Raw genomic sequence first — 24813 nt, 5'->3', positions numbered from 1 at the left:
ATCGATGATCTCTGGCATGTACTACGCTTGGGTCTGCTTCCACAGGCATATGCTTGCATGCATTGTATGCGCGAAGGTCGGGCGATGAGCCTTCGCGCTGGCGTATGATCGCGCCAGCTGCCGCTGTCACAGGGGATCACCATGCAAATCGTCGTTCTGCCAGGAGACGGCATCGGACCGGAGATCACGGCCGCCACAACGGGTGTGCTGCGCGCGGCGTCCGAGCGCTTCCAGCTCAATCTGCGGCTGGAGGAGCATGCGGTCGGGCATGCGAGCCTGAAGCAGTTCGGCACCACGGTGCGCCCCGAGCTGCTCGACACCGTCCGCGCCGCCGACGGCCTGATTCTGGGGCCGACCGCGACCTTCGACTTCAAGGACGAGGCGCAAGGCGAGATCAACCCGTCGCGCCACTTCCGCAAGAACCTCGACCTCTACGCCAACATCAGGCCCGCGCGCACCTATGCAGGGCGCGCCGGTCGCCTCGGCGATTTCGACCTCGTCGTGGTGCGCGAGAACACCGAAGGGTTTTATGCCGACCGCAACATGGAGCAGGGCAATGGCGAACTGCTGGTCACGCCTGATGTCGTGATCTCGCTGCGCCGGATCACGCGGGCATGCTGCGAGCGCATCGCGCATGCCGCCTGTCGTCTGGCGATGAAACGTCGACAACATCTCATGATCGTGCACAAGGCCAATGTGCTCAAGATCGGCGACGGGATGTTTCTCGCCATCTGCCACGCGGCGGCGAAGGCGTATCCGGGCCTTGCTGTCGACGACATCCTGGTCGACGCCATGATGGCGCATGTGGTGCGCAACCCCGATCGCTTCGATGTCATCGTCGCCACCAACATGTTCGGCGACATCCTGTCCGATCTCACCGCGGAGCTCTCGGGCAGCCTCGGCCTCGGCGGCTCGCTCAATGTCGGTGACCGCTACGCCATGGCGCAGGCCGCGCACGGCTCGGCGCCCGACATCGCAGGCCAGGACGTCGCCAACCCGGTCTCGCTGATCCTTTCGACGGCGCTGCTCCTTGGCTGGCATGGCGAGAAGAACGGTGCGGCCCGTTACGAGGAAGCGGCGCGTGCGATCGAGGCGGCGGTGGCGAAGGCGATCGGCGAGGGCAGGGCGACGCGCGACGTCGGCGGCAAGCTCGGCACGATCGCGGCGGGCGCCGCGATCGCCGAAATCCTGCAGGCGGAGTGATCTGCGTCTGCTTTTTCTTTCACGCTCGAAGCAAAACGCTCGAAAACAACCCCATGCACAGTAGAAGGCCCCCTTGATGGACAAGGGGTTTGTCGTTCGGCTCCGGATCGACCTTCGGCGCGCCGGGTACGTTGACACGTCGGGCAAAACACCGGCACGATGTCATCATGGCGTGATGCGCAGACTGGCGTCTGTCGTGGAGGAAAAGTTCTGGCCGGGCAATCAGCCACGCAGGCTCAGGCCAATCCCAAGCCGCCATCGATAGCAATCACCTGGCCGGTCATCCATGCCGAAGCGGGCCCGGCGAGCTGGACGATCCATTCGGCGATATCGTCGGGCACTCCGCGGCGGCCGAGCGGTATGCTGGCGCGCTCCTGTTCCTCGACCGCTGCGGCCTGTTGAGCCGACAATCCCATCATGCCGGTCAGCGCGCCCGTCTCGGTCGGGCCTGGAGCGACGGCGTTCACCCGGATGCCGAATGGCGCCAGCTCCAGCGCCCAGCACCGTGTCAGATGCTCCACGGCAGCCTTGCTGGCTGCGTAGTGAGACAGGCTAGCCGCCGCCTTATGCCCAAAGGTGCTGGAGACGTTGACGATCGTGCCGCGGGTGGCCTTGAGATGAGGAAGCGCGGCCGACGCGAGCAGACTCGGACCGAGTACGTTTACGGCGGAGATATCCATGATGTGATCGGCGGTCGCATCGGCCAGCGGCAGAATCGCACCGGCGCCGGCATTGTTGACCAGCGCATCGAGGCGGCCCCATTTGTCGAATGCCTTCGCAATCGTTCGCTTGGCGTCTTCAGCAGAGGCCGCGTCCGCCGTCATCCCCGCGATGTTCGGGTGTTGCAGCATTGTCTCCTGGATCAGGCTCGCCCGGCGGCCGGTGATGAGCACCTGGTAGCCCTGTTTCGCGAACCGCAACGCCGCTGCCCGCCCGATACCTGAACTGCCGCCTGTCACGACGACTACCTTGTGATCTTGCATGTTCTAGCCTCTTGTGCGGCCGGCCGCACCGTCCGGTTGGATTGAAGACGAGTTGTCGGTCACCGCAGTCCGCTTCGGTTTTCGGCGCCGTGGCAAATATGAAGGTTTTGAACTGGAGCGCGCACCCACGCATTCCGCGAGCGCGCGCCCTGGTTCGCTCAAGAGCGCTCAGTAGTCCCAGAAGACCGGCACCCAACGGAAGGCATCGCCGGCGATCGCGACATGGCCGACGGATGGGAACGGCATATGCGTGGCCACCAGCAGCTCGCCGGTCTCCGCGAGCTCTCGCAAGAGACGGATACGAACGCGCGCCGCCTCCTCGGGATCGTGCTCGAAGCCGTTGTGCCACTCGGGCTGGTCAAACCCGACAGCGAACACGGCGTCGCCGGCGAATGTCAGGGCGTCGCCGCCGGACGCCACGCGAACCACGCTGTGTCCGGGGGTGTGACCGCCGGTGCGGCGGACGACGACACCAGGTGCAACCTCGTGCTCCTCGTCGAACTGCCGTATCTGACTGCCGTACTCCTTCACAAAGCGCTTGGCGGCCGCGCGAAGCGCATCCGGGAAACCCTGCGGCATGTTGGTGTGGGTGAAATCGGGCGACTCCCAGAACTTGATCTCGGCGGCCGCTACATGGATGCGCAGGTCCTTGCGCAACCGCTCCTTCACGCCGTCGACGAGCAGCCCGCCCACATGGTCCATGTGCAAGTGGGTGAGCACCAGGTCGGTCACGGACGCGAGATCGATCCCGGCGGCCTCCAGTCGCTTGATCAACTGACCGGCTCGCGGCAGGTGCAGGTCCGGATCGGACCCCAGTCCGGCGTCGATGAGGATGGTCTTGTCGCCGCTCCGCACCATCACCGCGTTCAGCGCCCAGTCGAAGGCGTCCGGCGGCAGGAACATGTCGTTCAGCCAGCTTGCCCGGACGGCTGGGTCGGCATTGTGCGCCAGCATGGTGGTTGGGAGCGGCAGCACGCCGTCGCTGACCACCAGCACGTCGATCTCGCCGATACGCAATGCGTAGCGTGACGGGACGAGCTCTTCGGGTTTCGAGGTAACGGATGCGTTGTGCAGATTCATGTTCGTCTCCTGTTGAATGTTGCGGACGGTGAGATGCTTAGAGGGCGGTGACGCGCTCCGGATCGGCCGAGGCGAGGGCTGCGGCGCGCTCGGCTTTGGGCGGATAGATCCAGACCGTGTTGATTTCCTGCTTGGTCCTCTTGGCGACGTCGCCGACCATTTCGACTGTGCGCTCCCAGCCGCGCGTGAACAGCGCGCCGGCTTCGCCGAGGTCGAGGCAGGTAACGTAGGCTTTCTGGTGATAAGGCCTGGTCGGAACGCCCAGCAGTTCGGCGGCGGCGTTGTTGCCGGCGAAGGCGCCCATCCGCGTCGCATGCTGACACGACATCAGCGCGTAATTGCCGACATCGTCGCACGCGGCCCGTGCGGCATCGCCGGTCGCAAAGACACCACTCGCCGATGGCACGCGAAGATCACGGTCGACCAGCAGCCGGCCGAACTGGTCGCGCTCGGCGGGGATCTGCGTCGTCAACGGAGCAGCGCGCATGCCGGCGGCCCAGATCACGGTTTCGCATTCGATATGTTCGCCGCTGGAGAGCGTGACGCCGGACTTGTCGAGCGAGGCGACGCCGACACCGAGCCTGGTCTCGACGCCGAGCGTGTGCAGCGCATCCCGGATGATGGGGCGGGGACCTGCGCCCATGTCGGGAGCGATCGCCTCGTTGCGGTCGACAATGACCACGCGCAACTGGGCGTCCTTGCCGAGAATCTCGCGCAGGCGCGACGGCACCTCGGTTGCTGCTTCGATCCCCGTGAATCCGCCGCCGGCCACGACAACGGTATTGCGTGCTTTCGAGGCCGGGCGGCTCGACAGTTTATGCAGGTGACGATCGAGCGCGATGGCGTCGTCGAGCTGGTCGACGCTGAAGCCATGCTCGGCAAGACCTGGAACGTTCGGGCGGAACAAGCGGCTGCCGGTGGCGACGACCAGCCGGTCGTAGGACAGCTTCTTCCTGGCGCCTTGCGTGGCAGCGATCTCGATGACCCCTGACTTGGTATCGATCGCCTCGGCATGGCCCTGGACGTAGACGACGTCGATCGCCTTCAGCACGTCCTGTAACGGTGCCGTCAGGGTCTCGGGCTTCGGTTCGTAGAGCCGCGGGCGAACGACCAGCGTCGGCTCGGGCGCAACCAGCGCGATCTCGAGCTTTTCGGGCGAAACACCCTGGATGTCGCGGAGGCGGGCAGCGGAAAGGGCGGCATACATGCCGGCGAAGCCGGCGCCAATGATGACGATTCGCATGTCGATTGTTCCTTGGTTGAGGTGATTGCGATGAAAGCGCGGGTTACGCCGTCACGAATTTGAGCAAGTCGGCGTTGACGATGTCGGGATGTGTCGTGCAGACGCCGTGCGGCAGCAGATCGTAGATCTTCAGTGTGCTGTGCTTCAGAAGCCGGGCCGACAGCGGTGCCGAGTCGGCAACGGGGACGATCTGGTCGTCGCTGCCGTGCAGGATCAGCGTCGGCACGGTGATGGCTTTCAGATCTTCGGTGAAGTCGGTCTCGGAGAAGGCCTTGATGCCCTCGTAATGGGCCTTGGCGCTGCCCATCATGCCTTGACGCCACCAGTTCCAGATCGCTGCCTGCGAAGGCTCCGCTCCCGGACGATTGTAGCCGTAGAAAGGGCCGCTCGCGAATTCGAGATAGAACTGCGACCTGTTGGCGGCAAGCTGGCGGCGCAAGCCGTCGAACACCTCGAGAGTCAATCCGCCGGGATTGGACTCGGTCTTGAGCATCAGCGGCGGCACAGCGCCGATGAGCACCAGCTTGGACACGCGATCCCGGCCATGGCGCGCCACGTAACGGGTTGCCTCCCCGCCGCCTGTCGAGTGGCCGATGTGAATGGCGTTGCGAAGATCGAGATGCTCGACGAGGGCTGCGACGTCGGCCGCATAATGATCCATGTCGTGCCCGTCGCTGACCTGGCTCGAGCGGCCATGGCCGCGGCGATCATGCGCGATCACGCGAAACCCCCTGCCAAGGAAGAAGAGCATCTGGGCATCCCAGTCATCGGCGCTGAGCGGCCAGCCATGATGGAAGACGATCGGCTGCGCGGACTTCGGTCCCCAGTCCTTGTAGAAGATATTCACGCCGTCGCTGGTGGTGACGGAGGTCGCAACGTCGTTCTTGCCGGTCGAGAGGGCCGCGGCTTTCGTGTCGCCGCCCGCTGCCGAGGTGGAGCGGACGGTCATCGAAGCCGCGTACATGAGCGTTGTTGCCAGAATCTTTCGCCGTGAGGTGGTTGCGAGCCGGCTGACAGAACTGATCAAGGCCATTTGCAATTTCCGTTTCAGTGGTGTGGGGCGCCACGATTCCTAGCGAACCGCATGTGCTGATGCCCCAGCGCGATTGACGCGATTGCAGCGCGATTGCTGCTAACGCGCGCGTCGCCGCCAATCCCTTGGCGATTCCCCGGTCAACTTTCGAAACGCGGCGGCAAAGGCCGTCTGCGAGGAGTAGCCGAGCGTGGCCGCGATCGAGACGACGGACACGTCGCTATCGCGCAGCATGTTCATGGCCTGCTCAAGTCGGTGCTGGCGCAGCCAGGCATGAGGGGAAAGCCCGGTACTGTCCTTGAATGCGCGGCAGAAGTGAAAGCGCGACAGGCCGGCCTCGGCAGCGAGAGCTGCGAGCGAGACGTCGGCATCACTGTCCGAGCGCAGCCGCTCGATCGCGCGGAGCAGCGTCTTCGGCGCAAGCCCACCCCGGGTTGGCGCGATCATGTTCGGCGAGCCGCTGTGCGCAGCGAGAAGACGCGTCGCCAGCAGATCCATGAGTTGCTGTCTGAACAGCGTGTCCAGCGCCTCGTTACCCTCCAGCACATCGGCTGCGCTCAGAAGCAACCGGGACGTCACGGGATCGGGATGCGCGGTTCGCTCCAGCAGATCGGCCGGCGAGCCGGCTTCGGCCTCGTCCGCAACACGCTTTAGCGTAGTCTGCGGAAGATAGAGCTGAACGACGTCGACAGGTTTCGGAATGTCCCACCGCGAGCTTGATCCTTCCGGAATGATGATCACGACGCCGGGGCGAAACGTCCCGATCGCGACGGATCGTCCGGACCGCCGCTCCATGCGCTGGACCGAGCCGTTGTAAGCCATGATGACGTGGTGACTCATGGGCTCGACCACGTCGTGCAACGGCTCGTGCTTCCAGTGGGCAATCCCGGCGCCGGAGGAGTCCAATGCCATGCGAAAAGGCACCGTTCCGAGCACGCGGGCCATCTCCACATCGGCAGCGGGCCGGTCGCCGGCCGGCGCGACGTCGCGGCGTAGTTGAGACGCAGCGGACATTTCATTCGGAGACTCGCGTAAGACGATCTTGCTCATGGACTTTCGCTCGTGTGGGGCAGCGTCGCTGGGTGCGCGACGTCGTGATCATGTCGTCAGCCGTCGCATGGGGGAGCTGGACGTCAGGGGATGCTTGCTCAAACGGATGGACCGGGGACGAAGGCGATCCGTTGCAGCTCCGGTACCGTTGATTTGCGGGTTCTAGGCGGCGCGAAAATCCGCGTCTTTCCTGATGCTGCCCTGCGTTGCCTGATCCTGCTTCGCGGATGCCTCACGCGCGCAGCGTGCGTGCGTTTGTGAAAAGTCGTGATGTCCTGTTTCGGTTCGACGACACCCGCAAGCCGTCAAGGCACGAACCGGATCTTTCTGAAATGATTGCCGAATTTTGACGTGGGTCGCGTCGGGGCGAGCGGGCAGGCCCGGCGGGTGCGACGTCGTCGGTCGTGGACAGCAATGGACGAATAGCCGATACATCGTGCCCGAAATGGCAGGATGCTGTGGCCTGCGCGCGAACCTTCTCTTGGCCGTCACAGAAGAGACATATGATGATCAGGACAGGCGCTTACGGTGAACGGCTCGGAGAATTCCTCCGCCTCGAGGAAGCGCCGCCCACGCTGGTGACCCGTTCGCTGCGCAGCACCGAGATCGCGGTCACGGAAACACGCAACGACAATCCTGTGCCGGGTCTTTCCGGCTCGCTTGCTGCGGAGGATGCCTATCTCGTCAGCCTGAAGCTGCGTGACTATCCGGAATGCGAGATCTGGGGGGAGGGCCGCCACATCAAGAAGGAGGATGTCCACGCCGGGACGACCTATCTCTACGATCTCAAGACCGACCCCCGCTACGTGATCGACAAGCCGTTTCACTCAGTCCATTTCTACGTGCCGCGTTCGGCGCTCGATGGTCTCTCCGATCAATCGGGGGCGCGGCGTATCGACGCGCTCGATTGCAGGCCTGTCGGGCGCGATGACGCCATCGTCCGCCATATCGGCGCTTCGTTGCGCGAGGGACTACGCCGGCCGGCCGAGGCCAACCAACTCTTCATCGATCACATGATGCTGGCGCTCACCGCCCACGTCGCTCAGGCCTATGGGGGCTTTCGGCACAAGGCCGAGACCAGCCGGGGTGCGCTTGCGCCATGGCAGCTGGCGCGCGCCTGCGACAAGCTCGAAGCGGATCTCGGCGGCAAGCTGCCATTGCAGGCCATCGCGGCCGAACTCGGCCTCTCGGTCAGCCATTTCTCGCGTGCGTTTCGCGCGTCGACCGGCCTGCCGCCATATCGCTGGCTTCTGCATCATCGCGTGAGAACGGCCAAGCGCTTGATGAGCGCGCGCGGCCTGTCGCTGTCCGAGGTTGCGATTTCGGCCGGCTTTGCCAACCAGAGCCACTTCACGCGGGTCTTTTCCGAGATCGCCGGCATCAGCCCGGGTGCATGGCGGCGCGATGCGCTGGGAACACCAAGCCGCGAGAGGTGATCTGCATTGGCGGCCCGTGCTCTTCGGCGGGCTACGATCTTTCCGCCGACAATCGCGTCGATCAGCCCTATCACTCGGCGTCCGGCCCGGGGCAATGGCCGCGCCACGTGGTCGAGGGCTGGTTTTCGAATCTCAGATCCAGCGTGGCCGCGAAATAGACCCAGGACAGCGGCTTGATGTCGATGAAGTTGGATTGATGGCCGACGACGATGAGGTCGCCAGGCTTCAGATCGGCGCGCGTGCCGTGGAAAAACGATTGCGCGAACGCGGTTGCAGCAGATGACATGAGACAATCCTGGAGACCTCACCCGAAGAGGTGATTGAGTACACAATTTCAGAGCAGAAATATCTGGTGCCGGGCGCTGGGCCAATGCAGGCGCACCTAATCGGCGCCGGATCGTCACATCGATCACCGACGACGAGTTAAGGTTCACCAGTCCGCGCACAACTCTTGAGCTTGCATTCAAGCGGGCCAAGTAATTTTTTGAACCGAACCTCGTTCGAAGACATTTTTGGCGGCGCGCCGGTGTCCTTCTCCAAGGACAACCATCTCGCGTATCCGCCGCAATCATCGGCCGGATCAAGAACCGCCGCTGGGTGACGATTGCCAAGAACCAGTCTTATAAGAGCGAGAAATAGACTGACGACGGCGATGCCTGATACAAGATGTCGGGCATCGCCGGTCTAGAAGGGATTCTTGACCTATCCGGCGGATTGGATCCCCCGGGGGTCGCTATCCCGGTGGGAGGCGACATAATCGATCTCGCCGCGTGTGGTGCCGATGTCCAGCAACTCGCAATCACTGAGGCCGGACAGGGCCGCTTGGACCCTCCGACGCTCGCGCCGTTCTCGAAGCGCGCTCCAAAATCTCTCAGAAAATCCGACAGTTCCGATCTGCGCGAAAGTCCGTGGAGACCCGGTTGTGTCATAGGCTGTGTTCATCGCGGTAACTCCGCCGATTGATCCACCTATGCCACGCTGCCCCAGTATCGCTGGGTGCGCTTGATATCCGGCTTACATTTTCCTTATCGGCGGCTTATTGTTGCTGGACGAATGATGCCGCGCTCTCCGGGGACAGAGAGCAAGCCCAGGGAATGGTGCCATGCGCTATTTCTTCGAGGATTTTGCGTTGGATACCGACCGGCGCGAGTTGCGGCGCGGGCCCGATATTGTGCCGACCACGCCACAGGTTCTTGATCTGCTCGAATATCTGATCCGGAGCAGGGACCGCGTTGTCAGTAAGGACGATCTCGTACGCGTGATTTGGAATGGTCGCATCGTGTCCGACGCCGCGCTGACGACCCGGCTGAACGCCGTCCGACGCGCGATCGGTGACTCCGGCGAACAGCAGCGTCTTATCAAAACATTCCCACGAAGAGGCTTTCGCTTCGTGGGCGCGGTGCATGATGAGGATCGGCGCCCGGAAACGGCGGTGGACTTGATCGCTCTCGCAGAACCGTCGAGGCTTGGCTGCGCGACCGGGGAGGCAGCAGTTTTGATCCCGGCTCTGTCCGAAGAGAATGCTGGCAAACAGCGATCCGATAGCTGGCTCGGTCACTTCAGGGGGCGCCTGAAGCTCGTCGGTGGAGCGCTGACGTCGGTTGCCGCCGTCGGCGCGATTGCCGGCGGCCTTATCGGCTATTGGAATGTCTGGAAGATTGTTCGCACCGACGCCGCTCGTGAAACTCAAAAGATTGAGAGTCAATCGGCAGTCCGGCGTGAGATCGCACCTCGTCTTTCGCTGGTCGTGCTGCCCTTCGTCAACCACAGCAACGATTCCGAACAAGACGAATTTGCCGACGCCATCACAACGGAGTTGACGATTGATCTCGCGCGAACCCCCGCCATTTTCGTTGTCGGGCGCGAGACGGCCTTTGCCTACAAGGACAAGCCGATCGACCTGGCGCGGCTCAAGGCGGATCTCGGCATCCGCTGGGCCGTACACGGCGTAGTGAGTCGCAACGGAGACCAGGTGCGGATCAATGTCTCGCTGACCGATCTCGATACCGTCCGCGATGTCTGGTCAGATCGGTTTTACGGCGATCATGCAAACCTCGCCGTCTTGCGAAACAACATCGCAGCGCGGCTTCTCTGCGTTGCGCACCTCCGCCTCCGTCAATACGAAGAGGCCATTGAACAGTGTAGCCGCTCGCTCAACACGACGGGTGCGGACGTTGAGGCCTACATTGGCCTGATCTCGGCTTACGAGCCGGCGAGACAGAAGGGGACGGCGGGCGAGGGCAATGACCCTGCGCCGCAACGCACATCCTGATTTTGCACCCGCGCCTCAGAACTGATACCTTCTCAATCCCCCATCCACCGGGATCACCGTCCCCGTGATGTAGCGCGCCACCGGCGACGCCAAAAACACCGCGAGCGCCGCGAGGTCCTCCGGCTCGCCCCAATATCCGACCGGAATCTCTTCCTCGGCGAAACGCTCGCGATAATCCGGCGCATAGTTGCGGCGGATCTGCTCGCTCATGATGCGGCCGGGCGGGATGCAGTTGATGGTGATGCCGTGCTCGCCGATCTCGCGCGACAGGCCCTTGGCCCAAGCGTGCACGGCGGCCTTCGCCGCGAACGCCGCGTTGAGGCCCTCCGGCTCGGACTTGCCGGTGATATTGACGATGCGGCCCCATTTGCGCTCGATCATCTGCGGCAGCAGCGCATGCGCGATGCGGCGGTAGCTGGTGAAATTCAGCGCGATCGCCTCGTCCCATTTGCTGTCGGGCGCGTCGACCGGCAGCGGACGGCTGCCGCCGGCATTGTTGATGAGGATGTCGACATGGCCGAGCTCGCTCACGGCGAAGGCTGAAATCTTCTCGGCTGCGTCCTTGGCCATCACGTCCTGCTCGAACGGCGTGATCAGGCCGCCGCCGACTTCCTTCACCAGCTCGGCGAGCAGGTCGGTCCGGCGCGCGACGCCGACGACGCGCACGCCTTCGGCCGCCAGGCCCTTGGCGATGGCGCGGCCGATGCCGATGCTCGCTCCCGTGACGACTGCGGTTTTCGATTTCAGCCCGAGGTCCATGGTCACACGCTCTCTTGTTCGCTTATTTGCGTTTTGCTGTTCGTTTGTCGTTCGTTTCCTGCCCTGTCCCAGGTGCGGCGATTTGCCCGACCGGGACGAGCAGTGGTAACCAAGGGCGACAGCGAAGGAAATACGAAAAAGAAAAGGCTTGAACGATGGTGTGGGATCCGCAGCAATATTTGAAATTCTCCGGCCACCGGCTCCGGCCCGCGGTCGACCTGTTGATGCGGATTCCCGATGTTGGCCCGCGCACGGTCGCGGACCTTGGAGCCGGCGCGGGCAATGTCACGAAGCTGATCAAGGAGCGCTGGCCGTCCGCCGCGGTGACGGGCGTCGAGGGCTCGGCCGAGATGGTTGCCGCGGGGCGCAAAGCCGCTCCGGACGTGGAATGGTCACATGAGGACCTCGGCCATTGGCGCCCCGCCAAGCAATACGACGTCGTCTATTCCAATGCCGCACTGCACTGGTTGCCCAATCATGCGGCACTCTTCCCGTCGGTGATGGAGAAGGTCGCGCCCGGCGGCATGCTTGCAGTGCAGATGCCGCGTAACTTCCTGGCGCCGTCGCATGTTCTGATCGGCGAGACCGCCCTGAACGGGCCGTGGCGGTCCAAGGTCGAGCACCTCGTCACGCCGCCACCGGTCGAGGGGCCGGCCTTCTATCACGATCTTCTGGCGCCGCTGTCTGAGAATATCGACATCTGGGAGACCGAATATCTCCAGGTCCTCGAGGGCGACAATCCCGTGAAGGAATGGACCAAGGGCACCTGGCTGACGCGCTATCTCGACGTGTTGCAGGGCGACGAGAAGACCGCATTCGAAGCGGCCTATGGCGAGCGGGTGGCAAGGGCCTATCCGAAGAATGCCGCCGGGCAGACGCTATTCCCGTTCCGGCGGCTGTTCATGGTCGCCCAGCGCAAGGGCTAATGCCTTTCGGCGATGCGACATAAGCGCTCGCTCCCAGGGGACGAAGCGGGCGGCGGGTTGCGCTTGCGACCGCCATCAAGATAGCTTCACTGCGGCATAGCTTCGCTGCGGCAAATTGGGCTTAGGTCTAGTTGTTCGGGGTAAGGATTGCTGCCACTACTGAAACCGTAAAACAAAAAAGAACCCGGTTTCCGAGGTTGTTGGGGAGGTCCTTCATGCGCAAACTGCTCTTTGCGGCCGCTGCAGCCGCGTTCGCCCTGGCCCCTGTCTTGTCTTCGGACTTGGCCCAGGCACAGAGCCCGATCATCATCAAGTTCAGCCACGTCGTCGCCAACGATACCCCGAAGGGCAAGGGCGCGCTGAAGTTCAAGGAGCTTGCCGAGAAGTACACAGACGGCAAGGTCAAGATCGAAGTCTATCCGAACTCCTCGCTCTACAAGGACAAGGAGGAGATCGAGGCGCTCCAGCTCGGCTCGGTCCAGATGCTGGCGCCCTCGACCGCGAAATTCGCGCCGCTCGGCATCAAGGAATTCGAGGCGCTCGATCTGCCCTGGCTGTTCAAGGACGACGCGACCTATTCCAACGCGATGAAGGGCACCGTCGGCAAATGGCTGTTCCAGAAACTGGAGGCCAAGGGCATCACCGGTCTCGCTTATTGGGACAACGGCTTCCACATGGTGTCGTCGAACCGTCCGTTGATGAAGCCGGAGGATTTCAAGGGCCTGAAATTCCGCATCTCCGGCTCGAAGATCGCCGACCAGTATTTCCGTCTCATGGGCTCGATCCCGCAAATCATGGCATTCTCCGAAGTCTATCAGGCGCTGCAGACCGGCGTGGTCGACGGCTGCGAGAACACCGCGTCCAACTATCTGACGCAGAAGTTCTACGAGGTGCAGAAGGACATCACCGTGTCCTATCACGCGCATCTGCAATATGCCGTCATCGTCAACTCGAAATTCTGGTCCGGCCTGCCGCCTGACATGCGCACCCAGCTCGAGAAGGCGATGGCGGACGCGACCGAGTACACGAACCAGATCGCGCACCAGGAGAACGAGGACGCGCTGGCCGAGATCAAGAAGACGGGCAAGACCACGCTGCATTATCTCAGCGACGCCGACCGCAAGGCGTGGCAGGAAGCGATGCAGCCGACTTATAAATGGGCCAAGGGCCGGGTCGGGCAGGAAGTGCTCGATCTCATCGGCAAGGAGCTCGACGTCAAGATGAACTGACGCGTTTTCCGGGAGAATAATACCAACGGTCGGGAGTGTGCGCACTCCCGACCGTTTCGCATCGATAGGGGGACTTGATTTGCTGCGCGTGCTCAACCAGCTGCTCAATCATCTCGAAGAATGGTTGATCGCGACGCTCATTGCGGCTGCAACCGGACTGATCTTCATCGCCGTCGTGCACCGCTACGGTGCGGGTGAATCGATCAATCTGTCGCGATGGGCCGCCGCGCACGGCATGACCTGGCTCGCGTCGCTGTCGATGGCGGTGTTCACCTTCCTGTCCGAGCTCGACCTCTCCTGGGCGCAGGAACTGTGCATCTACATGTTCATCTGGATGGCGAAGTTCGGCGCGGCCTATGGCGTGCGCACCGGCATCCATGTCGGCGTCGATCTGCTCGTCAACCGTTTGCCCGAACATTCGCGCAAGCACGTGATCCTGTTCTCGCTGCTCTGCGGCGCGCTGTTCACCGGCATGATTGCCACCTTCGGCGCCTCGTTCGTTTCCGAGATGTTCAAGACCGGGCAGCAGTCCAACGACCTGGAAGCGCCGATGTGGTTCGTCTATCTGGCGATCCCGCTCGGCTCGGGCCTGATGTGCTTCCGCTTCCTCCAGGTCTCGTGGTCCTACTACTGGACTGGCGAGCTGCCGCATCATGACGAGAGCCATGTCGAGGGCGTCGAGGCCGACGGCTCGCCGGCGCTGCATCCGCAGCCCGCTGGCGCCGCAACGAAGGCTGCCTCGCGAAAGGTTTCGCCGCTCGGCGTGATCCTGATCATGGCGCCGATCCTGATCTTCGCGATGTGCCTTGCCGAGAAGTTCGGCGTGTTCGCGCTGCCGCAATGGATGCGGGCTGCGACGGTGTTTGGGCTCCTGATCGCGCTGATGCTGACCGGCATCCCGGTCTCGATCGCGCTCGGCCTCACCGTGATGACCTTCCTGTTCACGCTGACGACGGTGCCGATCGAAGCGGTCTCGATGAAGCTCTTCACGGGCATCGAGGGCTTCGAGATCATGGCGATCCCGTTCTTCATCCTGGCGGGCAATTTCCTCACCCATGGCGGCGTCGCGCGCCGCATGATCAACTTCGCGACGTCGCTGATCGGGCACTGGCACGGCGGACTGGGGCTCGCCGGCATCGTCGCCTGCGCCATGTTCGCGCTGGTGTGCGGCTCGAGTGTGGCGACGGTCGCCGCGATCGGGGCCATCGTGCTGCCGGAGATGGTCCGCCACGGCTATCCCATGCGTTTCGGCGCCGGCATCATCACCGTCGCGGGCTCGCTCGGCATCCTGATGCTGCCGTCGATTCCGAAGATCGTCTACGCGGTTTCCACCAACACCTCGATCGGCGCGCTGTTCGTCGCGGGCCTCCTGCCTGGCATCCTGCTGACGACCATGCTCTGCATCGTCACCTGGTGGCTCGCGCGCAGTCGCGACTATCCGCGACTGCCGAAGGCGACCTGGGGCGAGACCGTCCGCACCTTCCGTGAGAGCATCTGGGGCCTGATGCTGGTCGTCATCATCATCGGCGGCATCTATAGCGGCCTGTTCACCGCCACCGAGGCCGCCGCGATGGCCGCGGTTTATTCCTTCATCATTGCAGTGTTCGTCTACAAGGCGATCGGCCTGAAGGATGTGCCGCGGGTGTTGCTGCGCGCCGCCAATACCAGCGCGATGCTGCTCTACATCGTCACCAACGCGGTGCTATTCTCCTTCGTGCTCGCCAACGAGAACCTGCCGACGGTCCTCGCGGACTGGATCGCGGCGCAGAATCTCGGCTGGGTCGGCTTCCTCCTGGTCGTCAACGTGCTGCTGCTGCTCGCGGGCAATTTCATGGAACCGAACTCGATCATCCTGATCATGGCGCCGATCCTGGCACCGGCGGCCAAGAAGCTCGGCATCGACCTCGTCCATTTCGGCATCGTGATGGATGTCAATATGGAGGTCGGGCTCTGTCATCCGCCTGTCGGCCTGAACCTCTACGTGGCATCAATGATAGCGCGCATGCGCATCACCGATCTGGCGGGAGCGGTGATGCCATGGCTGCTCACCATGCTCGGCTTCCTCGTCATCGTGACCTACTGGCCCGATTTGACGCTATGGCTGCCGCGGGTGCTGGGGATGCACTAGGTCGACGCCGCGTTCAGCGACCGGCGTTGCCGGTCGTTGGCTGTTGGAATCGGTACACTAATCGGATTAGATGGCTCCAACCAAATGAGGGGAGCAGCCATCCCAATGACCGAGATTTCGAGCAGCGAGCCAAAGGACGCAACGCCGTCCGTCATTGCACAGCAAACGGCGATGCTGAATGCGCTTCCTTTTTCCGACGCACGGGATTTCGACGACGCTGCGCGCGGCTTCCTCGGCACGATCGAGCACGCGAAGATTACGAACCCGCAGGGGCGGACGGTCTGGAGCCTCGAGCCCTATCGCTTTCTGTCCACTGATGAGGCGCCGCCCACGGTCAATCCCAGCCTGTGGCGGCAGTCGCGGCTCAACATGCAGCACGGGTTGTTCGAGGTCGTGCCCGGCGTCTACCAGGTGCGCGGGCTCGACATCGCCAACATGACGCTGATCGAGGGCGACAGCGGCGTCATCGTGGTCGATACCCTGACCGCGATCGAAGGCGCCCGCGCCGCGCTCGAGCTCTACTTCGAGCATCGCGGCCGGAAGCCGGTCGCGGCCGTGATCTTCACCCACACCCATACCGATCACTGGGGCGGCGCGCGCGGCGTGCTGGAGGAGGACGCGCTGGCCAGTGCGAGCGTGCCCATCATCGCGCCGAACCTGTTCATGGAGCACGCCGTCTCCGAGAACATCATTGCGGGACCGGCGATGCTGCGCCGGGCGCAATACCAGTTCGGGCCGTTCCTCGCCAAGGGCGTGCGCGGCCATGTCGATTGCGGCCTCGGCAAGACCATGGCGGCGGGCGCGGTCGCGCTGCTGCGTCCGACCGACCTGATCATGGCGACCGGCGACAAGCGCGTCATCGACGGCGTCGAATTCGAATTCCAGATGGCGCCGAACAGCGAAGCGCCGGCGGAGATGCATTTCTTCCTACCGCGCTACAGGCTTTTGAACCTTGCCGAGAACTGCACGCATAATTTCCACAATCTGCTGCCGTTCCGCGGCGCCGACGTGCGCGACGCGCTGGCCTGGTCGAAATATCTCAACGAGGCGCTGCATCTGTGGGGCGGCAAGGCCGAGGCGATGTGTGGCCAGCATCATTGGCCGGTGTGGGGCCGCGAGCGCATCGGCGAAATGATCCGGCAGCAGCGCGACCTCTACAAATTCGCGCATGACCAGACCATCCGCCTGATGAACCACGGTCTGAACGCCGCCGAGATCGCCGAGACGATCCAACTGCCGAAGAGCCTGGACGGCGCCTGGCACGGCCGCGGCTATTACGGCCACATCCGGCACAATGTGAAGGCGATCTACCAGAAATATCTCGGCTGGTACGACGCCAATCCGGTCAATCTCGATCCGCTGCCGCCGGTGGAGTCGGGCAAGAAATATGTCGAGTATATGGGCGGCGCAGACGCGATCCTCGCACGGGCCGCTGCGGACTTTGACAAGGGCGAATTTCGCTTCGTGGCGGAGGTCCTCGGCCATCTCGTCTTCGCCGAGCCCGATAATGCAGCGGCGCGTGCGCTGCTGGCCGATACGCTGGAGCAGCTCGGCTATGCCGCCGAGAGCTCGACCTGGCGTAACGCCTATTTGTTTGGCGCCCAGGAATTGCGCCAGGGCATGCCAAATACCCCGCCGCGCCCGCCGATGCCGCGTGAGACGCTGGCGGCGTTGCGCACCGAGCAGCTCTGGGACGTGCTCGGCGTCCGCCTCAACGGCCCGAAGGCGGAAGGCAAGCACATCGTGCTGAACTGGAGTTTTTCCGATACGGGCGAAACGTTCGTGCTCAATCTGGAGAACTGCGCGCTGACTTATACGGAAGGCCTTCAGGCGGAGAATGCCGACGCCTGCTTCACGCTGGCACGCGCGACGCTGGATGAGGTGATCGCGAAGCTGACGAGCTTTCCGGAAGCCGTCGCCGCAGGGAAGGTCAAGCTGTCAGGCAACCCGATGCGGCTCGCCGAGTTGATGGGCCTGATGGATGAATTCCCGCGGATGTTCGAGATTGTGGAGCCGAAGCGGGCGGTGGTGGTGTAGGGCGCTGCTGCCTCTGTCGTTGCCACACACTCGCTGTCATCGCCCGGCTTGGCCGGGCGATCCAGTATTCCAGAGACGGCAAGGCTTGAGCCGAGAAGCTGCGGCGTACTGGATGCCCCGGTCAAGCCGGGGCATGACAGTGTGTCTTGAGGCGACAGCGCGCCCCTCACTCCGCGCTGCTGACCAGCTTGATCCGCGGCGCCTGCGCATCCGTCAGGCTGCGATAGGCGGCGAGATAGTCGAGCGCCATCCGCCGCGCGGTGAAGCGCGTCTCGAACTGCTTGCGGATGGCGGTGCGGTCGAGCTGCGCGAGGCGGTTGACGACGCCGGCGGCGCTGAGGATGTCCTCGACCACGAAGCCGGTGAGGCCCTCGTCGATGATCTCCGGCACCGAGCCGCGGTTGAAGGCGACGATCGGCGTGCCGCAGGCCATGGCTTCGATCATCACCAGGCCGAACGGCTCCGGCCAGTCGATCGGTAACAGCAGGCCGAGCGCACCGCTGAGGAAATCGGACTTTTCGTGATCGCTGATCTCGCCGATGAAATCGACCAGCGGATTGTTCACGATCATCGGCTTGATCAGCTCGTCGTAATAATCCTGGTCGGCGCGATCGACCTTGGCCGCGATCTTCAGCGGAATGCCGCAATGCATCGCGATCTTGATGGCACGGTCGACGCCTTTCTCCGGCGCGATCCGGCCGAGCACGGCGAGATACTCTTGCTTGGCCGGCTTCGGCGTCAGCAAATTCTCCGGCAGGCCGTGATGGATCGTCCTCACCCAGTTCGCCTGCGGCACCGGTCGCCGCTGCGCGTTCGAGATCGAGATGACAGGCATCTTGGAGAAGATGTTGAACACCGGCTGATGCTCCGGCAAATCGAGCCGGCCGTGCAGCGTGGTCAGGAACGGTGTCGGCTGCCGGTAAAACAGCGACCACGGATAATAATCGAGGTGGAAGTGGAGGAAGTCGAACTCCTCGTCGTCACATTTTTGCCGCACGCGCTCCAAGAGCACCATGTGCAGCGCGTTGGGATCGCGCACGGAACCGTCGAGGCGAAGCGCCCGCGGCCATAACGCGTCCAGCTTCGCCGACGTCTGTGAATCGCCACTAGCGAACAGTGTGACGTCGTGTCCGAGGGCAACCAACTCTTCCGTCAACCAATGCACCACCCGCTCGGTGCCGCCATACAGCTTGGGTGGAACAGCCTCCGTCAACGGAGCTACCTGCGCGATGCGCATCTCGCCATCTCCTCTGCGATCATGAACTTTGAAACCCCCAGCGTATCGGCACCGGCAAATGCCAGACAAGGGAACGTTCCCGCAGTTGCGAAGTTCCGTTCAACAGACGTTACTTATTGGACACATCTGGCGCCTGTCTCGATGCTGCCATCACCTCTTCGCAGATCGTCCGCATCCGCATGTCGTGATGACGGTGCCCGGAACCGAGGCGAAGCGGTCGATGTTCAATCGGCCAGTAAGAACAATTGGAATTATCACGACGGGGTCGAGTGTCACATGGATCACCTTTCTGGATACGCGCGCAGGCCATTTGCCTTTGTCCTGCGCTATTTGCGGCGTCGATTGGCGTCGCATCTGGTGATCCTGGGCGCCGTCGTTGCAGCCGTCGCCTGCTCGGTCGGCACGCAATACGGCGTCAAATCTCTTGTCGACAGTCTGTCGGCGGGGACCTCGCATGGTGGTAGCGTATGGCTGGCATTCATTCTGCTCATGTCGCTGATCGCGGCGGACAACTTTCTGTGGCGGATCGCGAGCTGGACGGCGAGCTTCACCTTCGTGCGTGTCACGGGCGATTTACGCCGTGACATATTTCGTCATCTGACCGGGCATGCGCCGAGCTATTTCTCGGACCGCATGCCGGGCATGCTGACCAGCCGCATTACGGCCACATCCAATGCGGTGTTCACCGTCGAGAACATGTTCGTCTGGAACGTGTTGCCGCCGTGCATCGCCACAATTGCGGCAATAGCGCTGATTGGAACCGTGAGCCCGTATATGGCACTCGGCCTTACCGTGATCGCCGGCGGCATGGTGATCGCCATGTTCCATCTGGCTGCGGCCGGCAAGCCGCTGCATGACGATTTCGCCGACAAGGCCGCCGTCGTGGACGGCGAGATGATCGACGTCATCAGCAATATGCCGCTGGTTAGGGCGTTCTGCGGCATCGGCCATGAGCACGAGCGGTTCGATGCCACCGTCAACCGGGAGCTCACCGCGCGAAGCCGCAGCCTGCGTTATCTGGAGAAGCTGCGGCTGTTACATGCCGGCGTGACCGTGCTTTTGACCGTTGCGCTGATGGCCTGGGCCGTCACGCTCTGGCAGCAGGGCGAGGCGACCACCGGCGACGTCGTGCTGGTCTGTACCCTCGGCATCTCCATTCTCAGTGCGACGCGCGATCTCGCCGTGGCCCTGGTCGATGTCACCCAGCACGTCGCGCGCCTGACCGAGGCGATTGCGACGCTGCTGGTGCCGCACGAGCTACGCGATCACCCGGAGGCGGAACCGCTGGTCAAGACTGGCGTCGCGATCGCCTATAACAACGTCACCTTCGGCTATCCCGGGGCTGAGAAGATCTTTGAGCGATTCAGCCTGCGGCTCCAGCCCGGCCAGCGCGTCGGCCTGGTCGGCCAGTCCGGCGGCGGAAAGTCGACACTGTTCACGCTGCTGCAGCGCTTCTACGATGTCGACGAGGGCAGCGTAACTGTCGACGGTCAGGACATCTCCATGGTGACGCAGCAGAGCTTGCGCGAGGCGATCTCCGTGGTGCCGCAGGACATTTCGTTGTTCCACCGCTCCATTCGTGAGAACATCCGCTACGGCCGGCCGAATGCGACCGATGACGAGGTGCTGCGCGCGGCGATCGCGGCGCGCTGCGATTTCATCGATAGCCTGCCGGAAGGTCTCGACACCATGGTCGGCGACCGCGGCGTCAAGATGTCCGGCGGCCAGCGGCAACGCATTGCGATCGCGCGCGCCTTCGTGAAGGACGCGCCGATCCTGCTGCTTGACGAGGCGACGGCCGCGCTCGACAGTGAGTCCGAGGAAGCCATCCGCGAGGCGCTGTCGCGGCTGATGCGCGGCCGCACCGTGATCGCGATCGCGCATCGCCTTGCGACGCTGCGCAATTTCGACCGGGTGATCGTGCTCAAGCATGGCAAGATCATCGAGGACGGCGCGCCCGACCGCCTGATGCAGGGCCACGGTCCGTACCGTGAGCTGGTGACGCAGGAAATGAGCCGGCTCGCGAAGTTCGCCGCGTAAACCCAACAGTTGCGTTTGCGTTGGTCGCGTTCGAGAAACAAGCCGCAGGGGAGCAGCTCATGGCAGCCGAAGCCGCAACCAAGATCATTTCGGTGTCGCAGACGATAGAGACCGTCGCGGAGCAGGCGTTCTATATCCCGATGACGGGCCCCGCCGCGCGTCCGCGGCGGTCGCTCAAGCACGACGACACGTTCATCGTGCTGGACAGCCATGGCGACATCGGCGCCTCGGCCGGCGGGCCGGATGGCCTGTTCAACTACGACACGCGTTATCTGGCGCGGCTGGAACTCGTCCTCGACGATCTCCAGCCGCTCTTGCTTGGGTCGAATCTGCGCGATGACAATTCGGGACTGACGGTCGACCTCACCAATCCCGACATCTATCGCCAGGGCCGCATTGTGCTGCAAAAGGACCTGCTGCACATCGTGCGCACGATCTTCCTGTGGCGCGGCACGGCGTATCAGCGCATCGGGTTGCAGAACCACGGCGAGCAGCGCGCCAGCTTCGAGCTGACGTTGCTGTTCGACAGCGATTTCGCCGATCTGTTCGAGGTCCGCGGCGAGCGGCGGCCGCGCCGCGGGACCGGCACCAGCAAGCTGCTCGGGCCGACCGACGTGCTGTTCGAATATCGCGGCCTCGACGATGCCGAGCGGACCACCGGGCTGCATTTCGATCCGCGTCCGACGCGGCTCTCGGTGAATGCCGCGACCTGGCAGCTCGAGCTCGATCCGCATGAGACGAAATCGCTGTTCATGGCCGTATCCTGCAACCGGCCGATCGCGGAGAAGCCGGCGCGGTTCTTCCGGGGCCTGCTCGCCCACCGCCGCGAGATGCGGCAGTCGACGATTGGCGCGGCCTGCATCGAGACCTCCAACAACATTTTTAACGAGGTGCTGTGCCAGGCCATGGCCGACCTCAACATGCTCATGACGGAGACGCCGCAGGGGCGCTATCCCTATGCCGGCATTCCCTGGTATTCGACGACGTTCGGCCGCGACGGCCTAATCACCGCGCTGCAGATGCTGTGGGTCGATCCGCGGGTGGCGAAGGGCGTGCTGCGGCGGCTCGCGCATTTCCAGGCCAAGGCGGTCGATCCGCTGGCCGATGCCGCACCGGGAAAGATACTGCACGAGATGCGCGGCGGCGAGATGGCGGCGCTGCGCGAAGTGCCGTTCTCGCAATATTACGGCAGCGTGGATTCGACCGCGTTGTTCGTCCTGCTTGCCGGCCGCTATTTCGAGCGCACCGGCGACGAGAAGACGTTGGTCGAACTGTGGCCCGCGATCGAGGCCGGACTTGCCTGGATCGACGGTCCCGGCGACCCCGATCAGGACGGCTTTGTCGAATACCAGCGCGCCACCGAGAAGGGGCTCGCCAATCAGGGATGGAAGGACTCTTTCGACGCGATCTTCCATGCCGACGGCAAGCTCGCGGAGGGCAACATCGCGCTCGCCGAGGTCCAGGGCTATGTCTACGCCGCAAAACAGCTCGCCGCGCGATGCGCACTGCGGCTCGGCAAGCCTGACCTCGCCAAGAAGCTCGATGCGGAAGCCACGGCGCTGGCCGAGCGCTTCGAAAAGGCATTCTGGTGTGAGGAACTCGGCACCTATGCGCTCGCGCTCGACGGCAAGAAGCAGCGATGCGAGGTCCGTACCTCGAATGCGGGCCAGGTGCTGTTCAGCGGCATGATCCGCGAGGACCGCGCCCGGCTCGTTGCCGCCGACCTGATGCGGCCGCACTTCTTCTCGGGCTGGGGCATCCGCACCGTAGCGCGCGGCGAGGTACGCTACAATCCGATGTCGTATCACGACGGATCGATCTGGCCGCACGACAATGCGCTGATCGCGCTCGGGCTCGCGCATTACGGCCTCAAGCACGCGGTCGCGCACGTGTTCAAGGGCCTGTTCGATGCCGCGACCTACATGGATCTGCGCCGGCTGCCGGAGTTGTTCTGCGGCTTCCGCCGCGAGAGACGCCGCGGTCCGACACTCTATCCGGTCGCCTGCGCACCGCAGGCCTGGGCCAGCGCGACGCCGTTCACGCTCCTGGAGGCGGCGCTGGGCATCGAGTTCGATGTCGGACGCGGAGAAATCCGACTGCGCAATCCGCATCTCCCGGCGTTTTTGAACGAGATCATCCTGCGCGACCTGCGGCTGGGGGCGTCCAGCGTCGATCTGCGCGTCAGCCGCCACGGCGACGACGTCGCGCTGGAGGTGCTGCGGACGCGCGGCCAGATCCAGGTGTCGATCGTGCTGGCGCGTTAGCGGCGCCGGCAAGGAGGTTTCATGCGTACCGCCGGATGGTTGATCCTGAGCGTGGCGATCCTCGCGGGATTGACGGTTGCCGTATCGCGTGCCGCGGAGGAGTTGCCCGCGGCCACAAACGAAGCGAAAGCGCCACCGACGGTGCAGCCGCCGGCTTCCGTGGTCCCCGTGACGCCGAAGGATGCCGCACCGCCGCCGTCGGTGACCATCATCGGTGCCAGCGACGCCCATGGCGTGCTCGGGCGCGACGTGCGCAGTGCGGCGGACGAGGACATGGGCCATATCGTTGATGTCATCGTCGACCGCACCGGCCATGTGCGCGCCGCCGTGATCGACTTCGGCGGCTTCCTTGGCGTCGGCAGCCGCAAGATCGTGGTCGACTGGAACGCGATGCGGTTCGGAAAGATTGCCAACAAGAAGGACAGCATCACACTCGAATTGACCAAGGCGCAGGTCGCGGCCGCACCGGAATACAAGGAAGACACGCCGATGGTCGTGCTCGGCGCATCCGGCAGCCTGCAACCGCTACAAGCGGTTCAGTGAGGCGCGGGGAGGGATGGCTGCCTGTGCTGTTGTCGAGGAAGCCGAACCATGCAGATCGCGAGGGACGCGTTGAGCGGGACGACGTCGCCTTGCCTTTGCCTGCGGGCATTCCGGCGCCGTCGCGCCGGAGCCTGCGCGGCCTCGACTGGTTCATCTTCTTCCTCGCCGACGTGCAGACCGGCTTCGGCCCCTTCATCGCAGTCTATCTGACGACGCAGAAATGGACTCAGGTCGAGATCGGCCTCGTGCTGTCGATCGGCGGCATCGTCGGGCTGATCGGCCAGATGCCGGGCGGCGCCATCATCGACGCCGCGAAGTCCGAGCGGCTGGTCGCGGCACTTGCGATCGCGACCATCGGCTGCTGCGCGCTCGCCTATGCCGCGATGCCGATCTTCCCCGTCGTGATCGCCGCGGCGACCTTGCATGCGGCGGCGAGTTGCGTGCTGGGGCCGGCGATTGCGGCGATCAGCCTGGGTCTGGTCGGTCCGCTCAAGATCGGTGAACGGCTCGGCCGTAACGCACGCTTTGCCTCGCTTGGCAACGGCGTCGCGGCTGCCGTGATGGGCACGGCTGGCTATCTCCTGTCGAGCCGCTCGGTGTTCCTGGTCACCTTCCTGCTCGCGATCCCGACCCTGATCGCGCTGTCGCGCATCCGCGAGGAGGAAGTCGATATCGCGCGCTGCCATGGCGAGATGCCGCGCGAAGCGCAAGATCGCGGCGACACCAATCTCTGGCATCTGATCCGGCAGAAGCCGCTTATCGTCTTTGCGCTGAGCGTGCTGCTGTTGCAGCTCGCCAACGCCTCGATGATGCCGCTGATGGCAAGTGCGGTGACGGCGCGATCGAGCCAATGGGCCACGGTCCTGGTTGCGTTCTGCATTGTCGTGCCGCAGGCGATCGTGGCGCTGCTGTCGCCGACGGTCGGGCGCAAGGCGCAGCTCTGGGGCCGGCGTCCGCTGCTGCTGATTGGGTTCGGCGCGCTGACGATCCGCGGTCTGCTGTTCGCGACCGTGCGCGATCCCTATCTGCTGGTCGCGGTGCAGGTGTTCGACGGTTTTACGGCCGCGGTGTTCGCGGTGATGATTCCGTTGATCGTGGCCGACGTTGCCTTCGGCAGCGGGCACTTCAATCTGGCACAGGGCATCGTCGGCACTGCGACCGGCATCGGCGCGGCCTTGAGCACCGTGCTTGGCGGTTATGTCAGTGACAAGTTCGGCAATGCCACCGCTTTCTTCGGGCTGGCGAGCATTGCGGCGACAGGGCTTTTGCTGATCCTCTTCGTGATGCCGGAGACCCGGCACATTGGAGTCACGGCAAAAGAAATGGCCGGCTGAACGGAGTCAGCCGGCC

At 63.7% G+C, this 24813-nt stretch carries 18 protein-coding genes and 3 pseudogenes; 12 read left to right on the top strand and 9 right to left on the bottom strand.

Annotated features, from left to right (window positions below; all coding sequences use genetic code 11):
• Positions 1-141: 141 nt before the first annotated feature.
• Positions 142-1203, top strand: a complete 1062-nt coding sequence (locus YUA_RS0100950; protein ID WP_027528949.1) for an isocitrate/isopropylmalate dehydrogenase family protein — start codon at positions 142-144, stop codon at positions 1201-1203.
• Positions 1204-1439: 236 nt separating this feature from the next.
• On the opposite strand, the gene YUA_RS0100945 is transcribed toward YUA_RS0100950, so the two are convergent.
• From YUA_RS0100945 to YUA_RS0100925, 5 genes are all read right to left on the bottom strand, one after another.
• Entirely contained in the window at positions 1440-2186 is a 747-nt protein-coding gene (locus YUA_RS0100945; RefSeq protein ID WP_027528948.1) for an SDR family NAD(P)-dependent oxidoreductase, read from the bottom strand.
• 168 nt (positions 2187-2354) lie between these two features.
• Positions 2355-3266 carry an MBL fold metallo-hydrolase gene (locus tag YUA_RS0100940; protein ID WP_027528947.1) on the bottom strand — a complete coding sequence of 304 codons (912 nt, stop codon included), beginning with the start codon at positions 3264-3266 and terminating at the stop codon, positions 2355-2357.
• A 37-nt stretch (positions 3267-3303) separates the two neighbouring features.
• Entirely contained in the window at positions 3304-4509 is a 1206-nt protein-coding gene (locus YUA_RS0100935) for an NAD(P)/FAD-dependent oxidoreductase (RefSeq protein WP_027528946.1), read from the bottom strand.
• A gap of 43 nt (positions 4510-4552) precedes the next feature.
• A complete protein-coding gene (locus tag YUA_RS0100930; protein WP_198029358.1) occupies positions 4553-5542 on the bottom strand; it encodes an alpha/beta fold hydrolase in 990 nt (329 codons plus the stop codon).
• A 99-nt stretch (positions 5543-5641) separates the two neighbouring features.
• Positions 5642-6592 carry an AraC family transcriptional regulator gene (locus YUA_RS0100925; protein ID WP_027528944.1) on the bottom strand — a complete coding sequence of 317 codons (951 nt, stop codon included), beginning with the start codon at positions 6590-6592 and terminating at the stop codon, positions 5642-5644.
• A 506-nt stretch (positions 6593-7098) separates the two neighbouring features.
• Here YUA_RS0100925 and YUA_RS0100920 point away from each other — a divergent pair.
• On the top strand, positions 7099-8028 hold the full coding sequence (locus YUA_RS0100920; RefSeq protein WP_027528943.1) for an AraC family transcriptional regulator: 930 nt from the start codon (positions 7099-7101) through the stop codon (positions 8026-8028).
• Positions 8029-8164: 136 nt separating this feature from the next.
• Here YUA_RS0100920 and YUA_RS43295 read toward each other — a convergent pair.
• Positions 8165-8314 (bottom strand): annotated as a pseudogene (locus YUA_RS43295) (NAD(+)--rifampin ADP-ribosyltransferase); the annotation flags it as partial.
• 416 nt (positions 8315-8730) lie between these two features.
• Entirely contained in the window at positions 8731-8970 is a 240-nt protein-coding gene (locus YUA_RS0100910; RefSeq protein WP_027528941.1) for a DUF1127 domain-containing protein, read from the bottom strand.
• 160 nt (positions 8971-9130) lie between these two features.
• On the opposite strand from YUA_RS0100910, the pseudogene YUA_RS51510 reads away from it, so the two are divergent.
• A pseudogene (locus YUA_RS51510) lies at positions 9131-9457 on the top strand (transcriptional regulator); the annotation flags it as partial.
• Positions 9458-10315: 858 nt separating this feature from the next.
• Here the strand turns inward: YUA_RS51510 and YUA_RS0100900 are convergent.
• The gene (locus tag YUA_RS0100900) at positions 10316-11059 is read right to left on the bottom strand and encodes an SDR family NAD(P)-dependent oxidoreductase (protein ID WP_027528940.1); all 744 of its coding nucleotides are present in this window, start codon (positions 11057-11059) and stop codon (positions 10316-10318) included.
• 155 nt (positions 11060-11214) lie between these two features.
• Between YUA_RS0100900 and YUA_RS0100895 the strand changes: the two genes are divergently transcribed.
• The 5 genes and pseudogenes from YUA_RS0100895 to YUA_RS0100880 all read left to right on the top strand — a co-directional run bounded on the left by YUA_RS0100895 (position 11215) and on the right by YUA_RS0100880 (position 17379).
• Positions 11215-11985: a methyltransferase domain-containing protein gene (locus YUA_RS0100895; protein WP_027528939.1), complete on the top strand. Its 771-nt coding sequence runs from the start codon at positions 11215-11217 to the stop codon at positions 11983-11985.
• A gap of 215 nt (positions 11986-12200) precedes the next feature.
• Entirely contained in the window at positions 12201-13214 is a 1014-nt protein-coding gene (locus tag YUA_RS0100890) for a DctP family TRAP transporter solute-binding subunit (protein WP_027528938.1), read from the top strand.
• 235 nt (positions 13215-13449) lie between these two features.
• Positions 13450-13818 (top strand): annotated as a pseudogene (locus YUA_RS52490) (TRAP transporter small permease); the annotation flags it as partial.
• Between the two features lie 240 nt (positions 13819-14058).
• Positions 14059-15342, top strand: coding sequence for a TRAP transporter large permease subunit (locus YUA_RS52485; RefSeq protein ID WP_027528937.1), 1284 nt, complete (start codon positions 14059-14061; stop codon positions 15340-15342).
• A 105-nt stretch (positions 15343-15447) separates the two neighbouring features.
• Positions 15448-17379 carry an alkyl/aryl-sulfatase gene (locus YUA_RS0100880; RefSeq protein ID WP_027528936.1) on the top strand — a complete coding sequence of 644 codons (1932 nt, stop codon included), beginning with the start codon at positions 15448-15450 and terminating at the stop codon, positions 17377-17379.
• A 166-nt stretch (positions 17380-17545) separates the two neighbouring features.
• On the opposite strand, the gene YUA_RS0100875 is transcribed toward YUA_RS0100880, so the two are convergent.
• The gene (locus tag YUA_RS0100875) at positions 17546-18616 is read right to left on the bottom strand and encodes a glycosyltransferase family 4 protein (protein WP_027528935.1); all 1071 of its coding nucleotides are present in this window, start codon (positions 18614-18616) and stop codon (positions 17546-17548) included.
• A 276-nt stretch (positions 18617-18892) separates the two neighbouring features.
• Here YUA_RS0100875 and YUA_RS0100870 point away from each other — a divergent pair, with 276 nt between their 5' ends.
• From YUA_RS0100870 to YUA_RS0100855, 4 genes are read left to right on the top strand one after another with little or no spacing between them, the layout of a single operon-like run.
• Positions 18893-20656: an ABC transporter ATP-binding protein gene (locus YUA_RS0100870; RefSeq protein ID WP_027528934.1), complete on the top strand. Its 1764-nt coding sequence runs from the start codon at positions 18893-18895 to the stop codon at positions 20654-20656.
• A 59-nt stretch (positions 20657-20715) separates the two neighbouring features.
• Positions 20716-22920, top strand: a complete 2205-nt coding sequence (locus YUA_RS0100865; RefSeq protein WP_027528933.1) for an amylo-alpha-1,6-glucosidase — start codon at positions 20716-20718, stop codon at positions 22918-22920.
• Between the two features lie 21 nt (positions 22921-22941).
• Positions 22942-23463 (top strand): PRC-barrel domain-containing protein, encoded by a 522-nt coding sequence (locus YUA_RS0100860; RefSeq protein WP_027528932.1) that lies wholly within the window; start codon positions 22942-22944, stop codon positions 23461-23463.
• A gap of 23 nt (positions 23464-23486) precedes the next feature.
• Positions 23487-24797: an MFS transporter gene (locus tag YUA_RS0100855; protein WP_027528931.1), complete on the top strand. Its 1311-nt coding sequence runs from the start codon at positions 23487-23489 to the stop codon at positions 24795-24797.
• The last annotated feature ends 16 nt before the right edge of the window (positions 24798-24813 follow it).

Source organism: Bradyrhizobium sp. WSM3983 (genome assembly GCF_000473045.1).
Lineage (GTDB): Bacteria > Pseudomonadota > Alphaproteobacteria > Rhizobiales > Xanthobacteraceae > Bradyrhizobium.
Note: the sequence above shows the minus strand (reverse complement) of the source record. Positions and strands in the feature narration are given on the sequence as shown.

What these genes read in the sequence shown, in the direction of transcription:
- YUA_RS0100860 (WP_027528932.1), top strand. Translation starts at nt 22,942, where the DNA reads ATGCGTACCGCCGGATGGTTGATCCTGAGCGTGGCGATCCTCGCGGGA.
- YUA_RS0100870 (WP_027528934.1), top strand. Translation starts at nt 18,893, where the DNA reads ATGGATCACCTTTCTGGATACGCGCGCAGGCCATTTGCCTTTGTCCTG.
- YUA_RS0100875 (WP_027528935.1), bottom strand. Translation starts at nt 18,616, where the DNA reads ATGCGCATCGCGCAGGTAGCTCCGTTGACGGAGGCTGTTCCACCCAAG.
- YUA_RS0100920 (WP_027528943.1), top strand. Translation starts at nt 7,099, where the DNA reads ATGATCAGGACAGGCGCTTACGGTGAACGGCTCGGAGAATTCCTCCGC.
- YUA_RS0100940 (WP_027528947.1), bottom strand. Translation starts at nt 3,266, where the DNA reads ATGAATCTGCACAACGCATCCGTTACCTCGAAACCCGAAGAGCTCGTC.
- YUA_RS52485 (WP_027528937.1), top strand. Translation starts at nt 14,059, where the DNA reads ATGCGGGCTGCGACGGTGTTTGGGCTCCTGATCGCGCTGATGCTGACC.
- YUA_RS0100950 (WP_027528949.1), top strand. Translation starts at nt 142, where the DNA reads ATGCAAATCGTCGTTCTGCCAGGAGACGGCATCGGACCGGAGATCACG.
- YUA_RS0100925 (WP_027528944.1), bottom strand. Translation starts at nt 6,592, where the DNA reads ATGAGCAAGATCGTCTTACGCGAGTCTCCGAATGAAATGTCCGCTGCG.
- YUA_RS0100935 (WP_027528946.1), bottom strand. Translation starts at nt 4,509, where the DNA reads ATGCGAATCGTCATCATTGGCGCCGGCTTCGCCGGCATGTATGCCGCC.
- YUA_RS0100890 (WP_027528938.1), top strand. Translation starts at nt 12,201, where the DNA reads ATGCGCAAACTGCTCTTTGCGGCCGCTGCAGCCGCGTTCGCCCTGGCC.
- YUA_RS0100930 (WP_198029358.1), bottom strand. Translation starts at nt 5,542, where the DNA reads ATGGCCTTGATCAGTTCTGTCAGCCGGCTCGCAACCACCTCACGGCGA.
- YUA_RS0100865 (WP_027528933.1), top strand. Translation starts at nt 20,716, where the DNA reads ATGGCAGCCGAAGCCGCAACCAAGATCATTTCGGTGTCGCAGACGATA.
- YUA_RS0100910 (WP_027528941.1), bottom strand. Translation starts at nt 8,970, where the DNA reads ATGAACACAGCCTATGACACAACCGGGTCTCCACGGACTTTCGCGCAG.
- YUA_RS0100880 (WP_027528936.1), top strand. Translation starts at nt 15,448, where the DNA reads ATGACCGAGATTTCGAGCAGCGAGCCAAAGGACGCAACGCCGTCCGTC.
- YUA_RS0100945 (WP_027528948.1), bottom strand. Translation starts at nt 2,186, where the DNA reads ATGCAAGATCACAAGGTAGTCGTCGTGACAGGCGGCAGTTCAGGTATC.
- YUA_RS0100900 (WP_027528940.1), bottom strand. Translation starts at nt 11,059, where the DNA reads ATGGACCTCGGGCTGAAATCGAAAACCGCAGTCGTCACGGGAGCGAGC.
- YUA_RS0100895 (WP_027528939.1), top strand. Translation starts at nt 11,215, where the DNA reads ATGGTGTGGGATCCGCAGCAATATTTGAAATTCTCCGGCCACCGGCTC.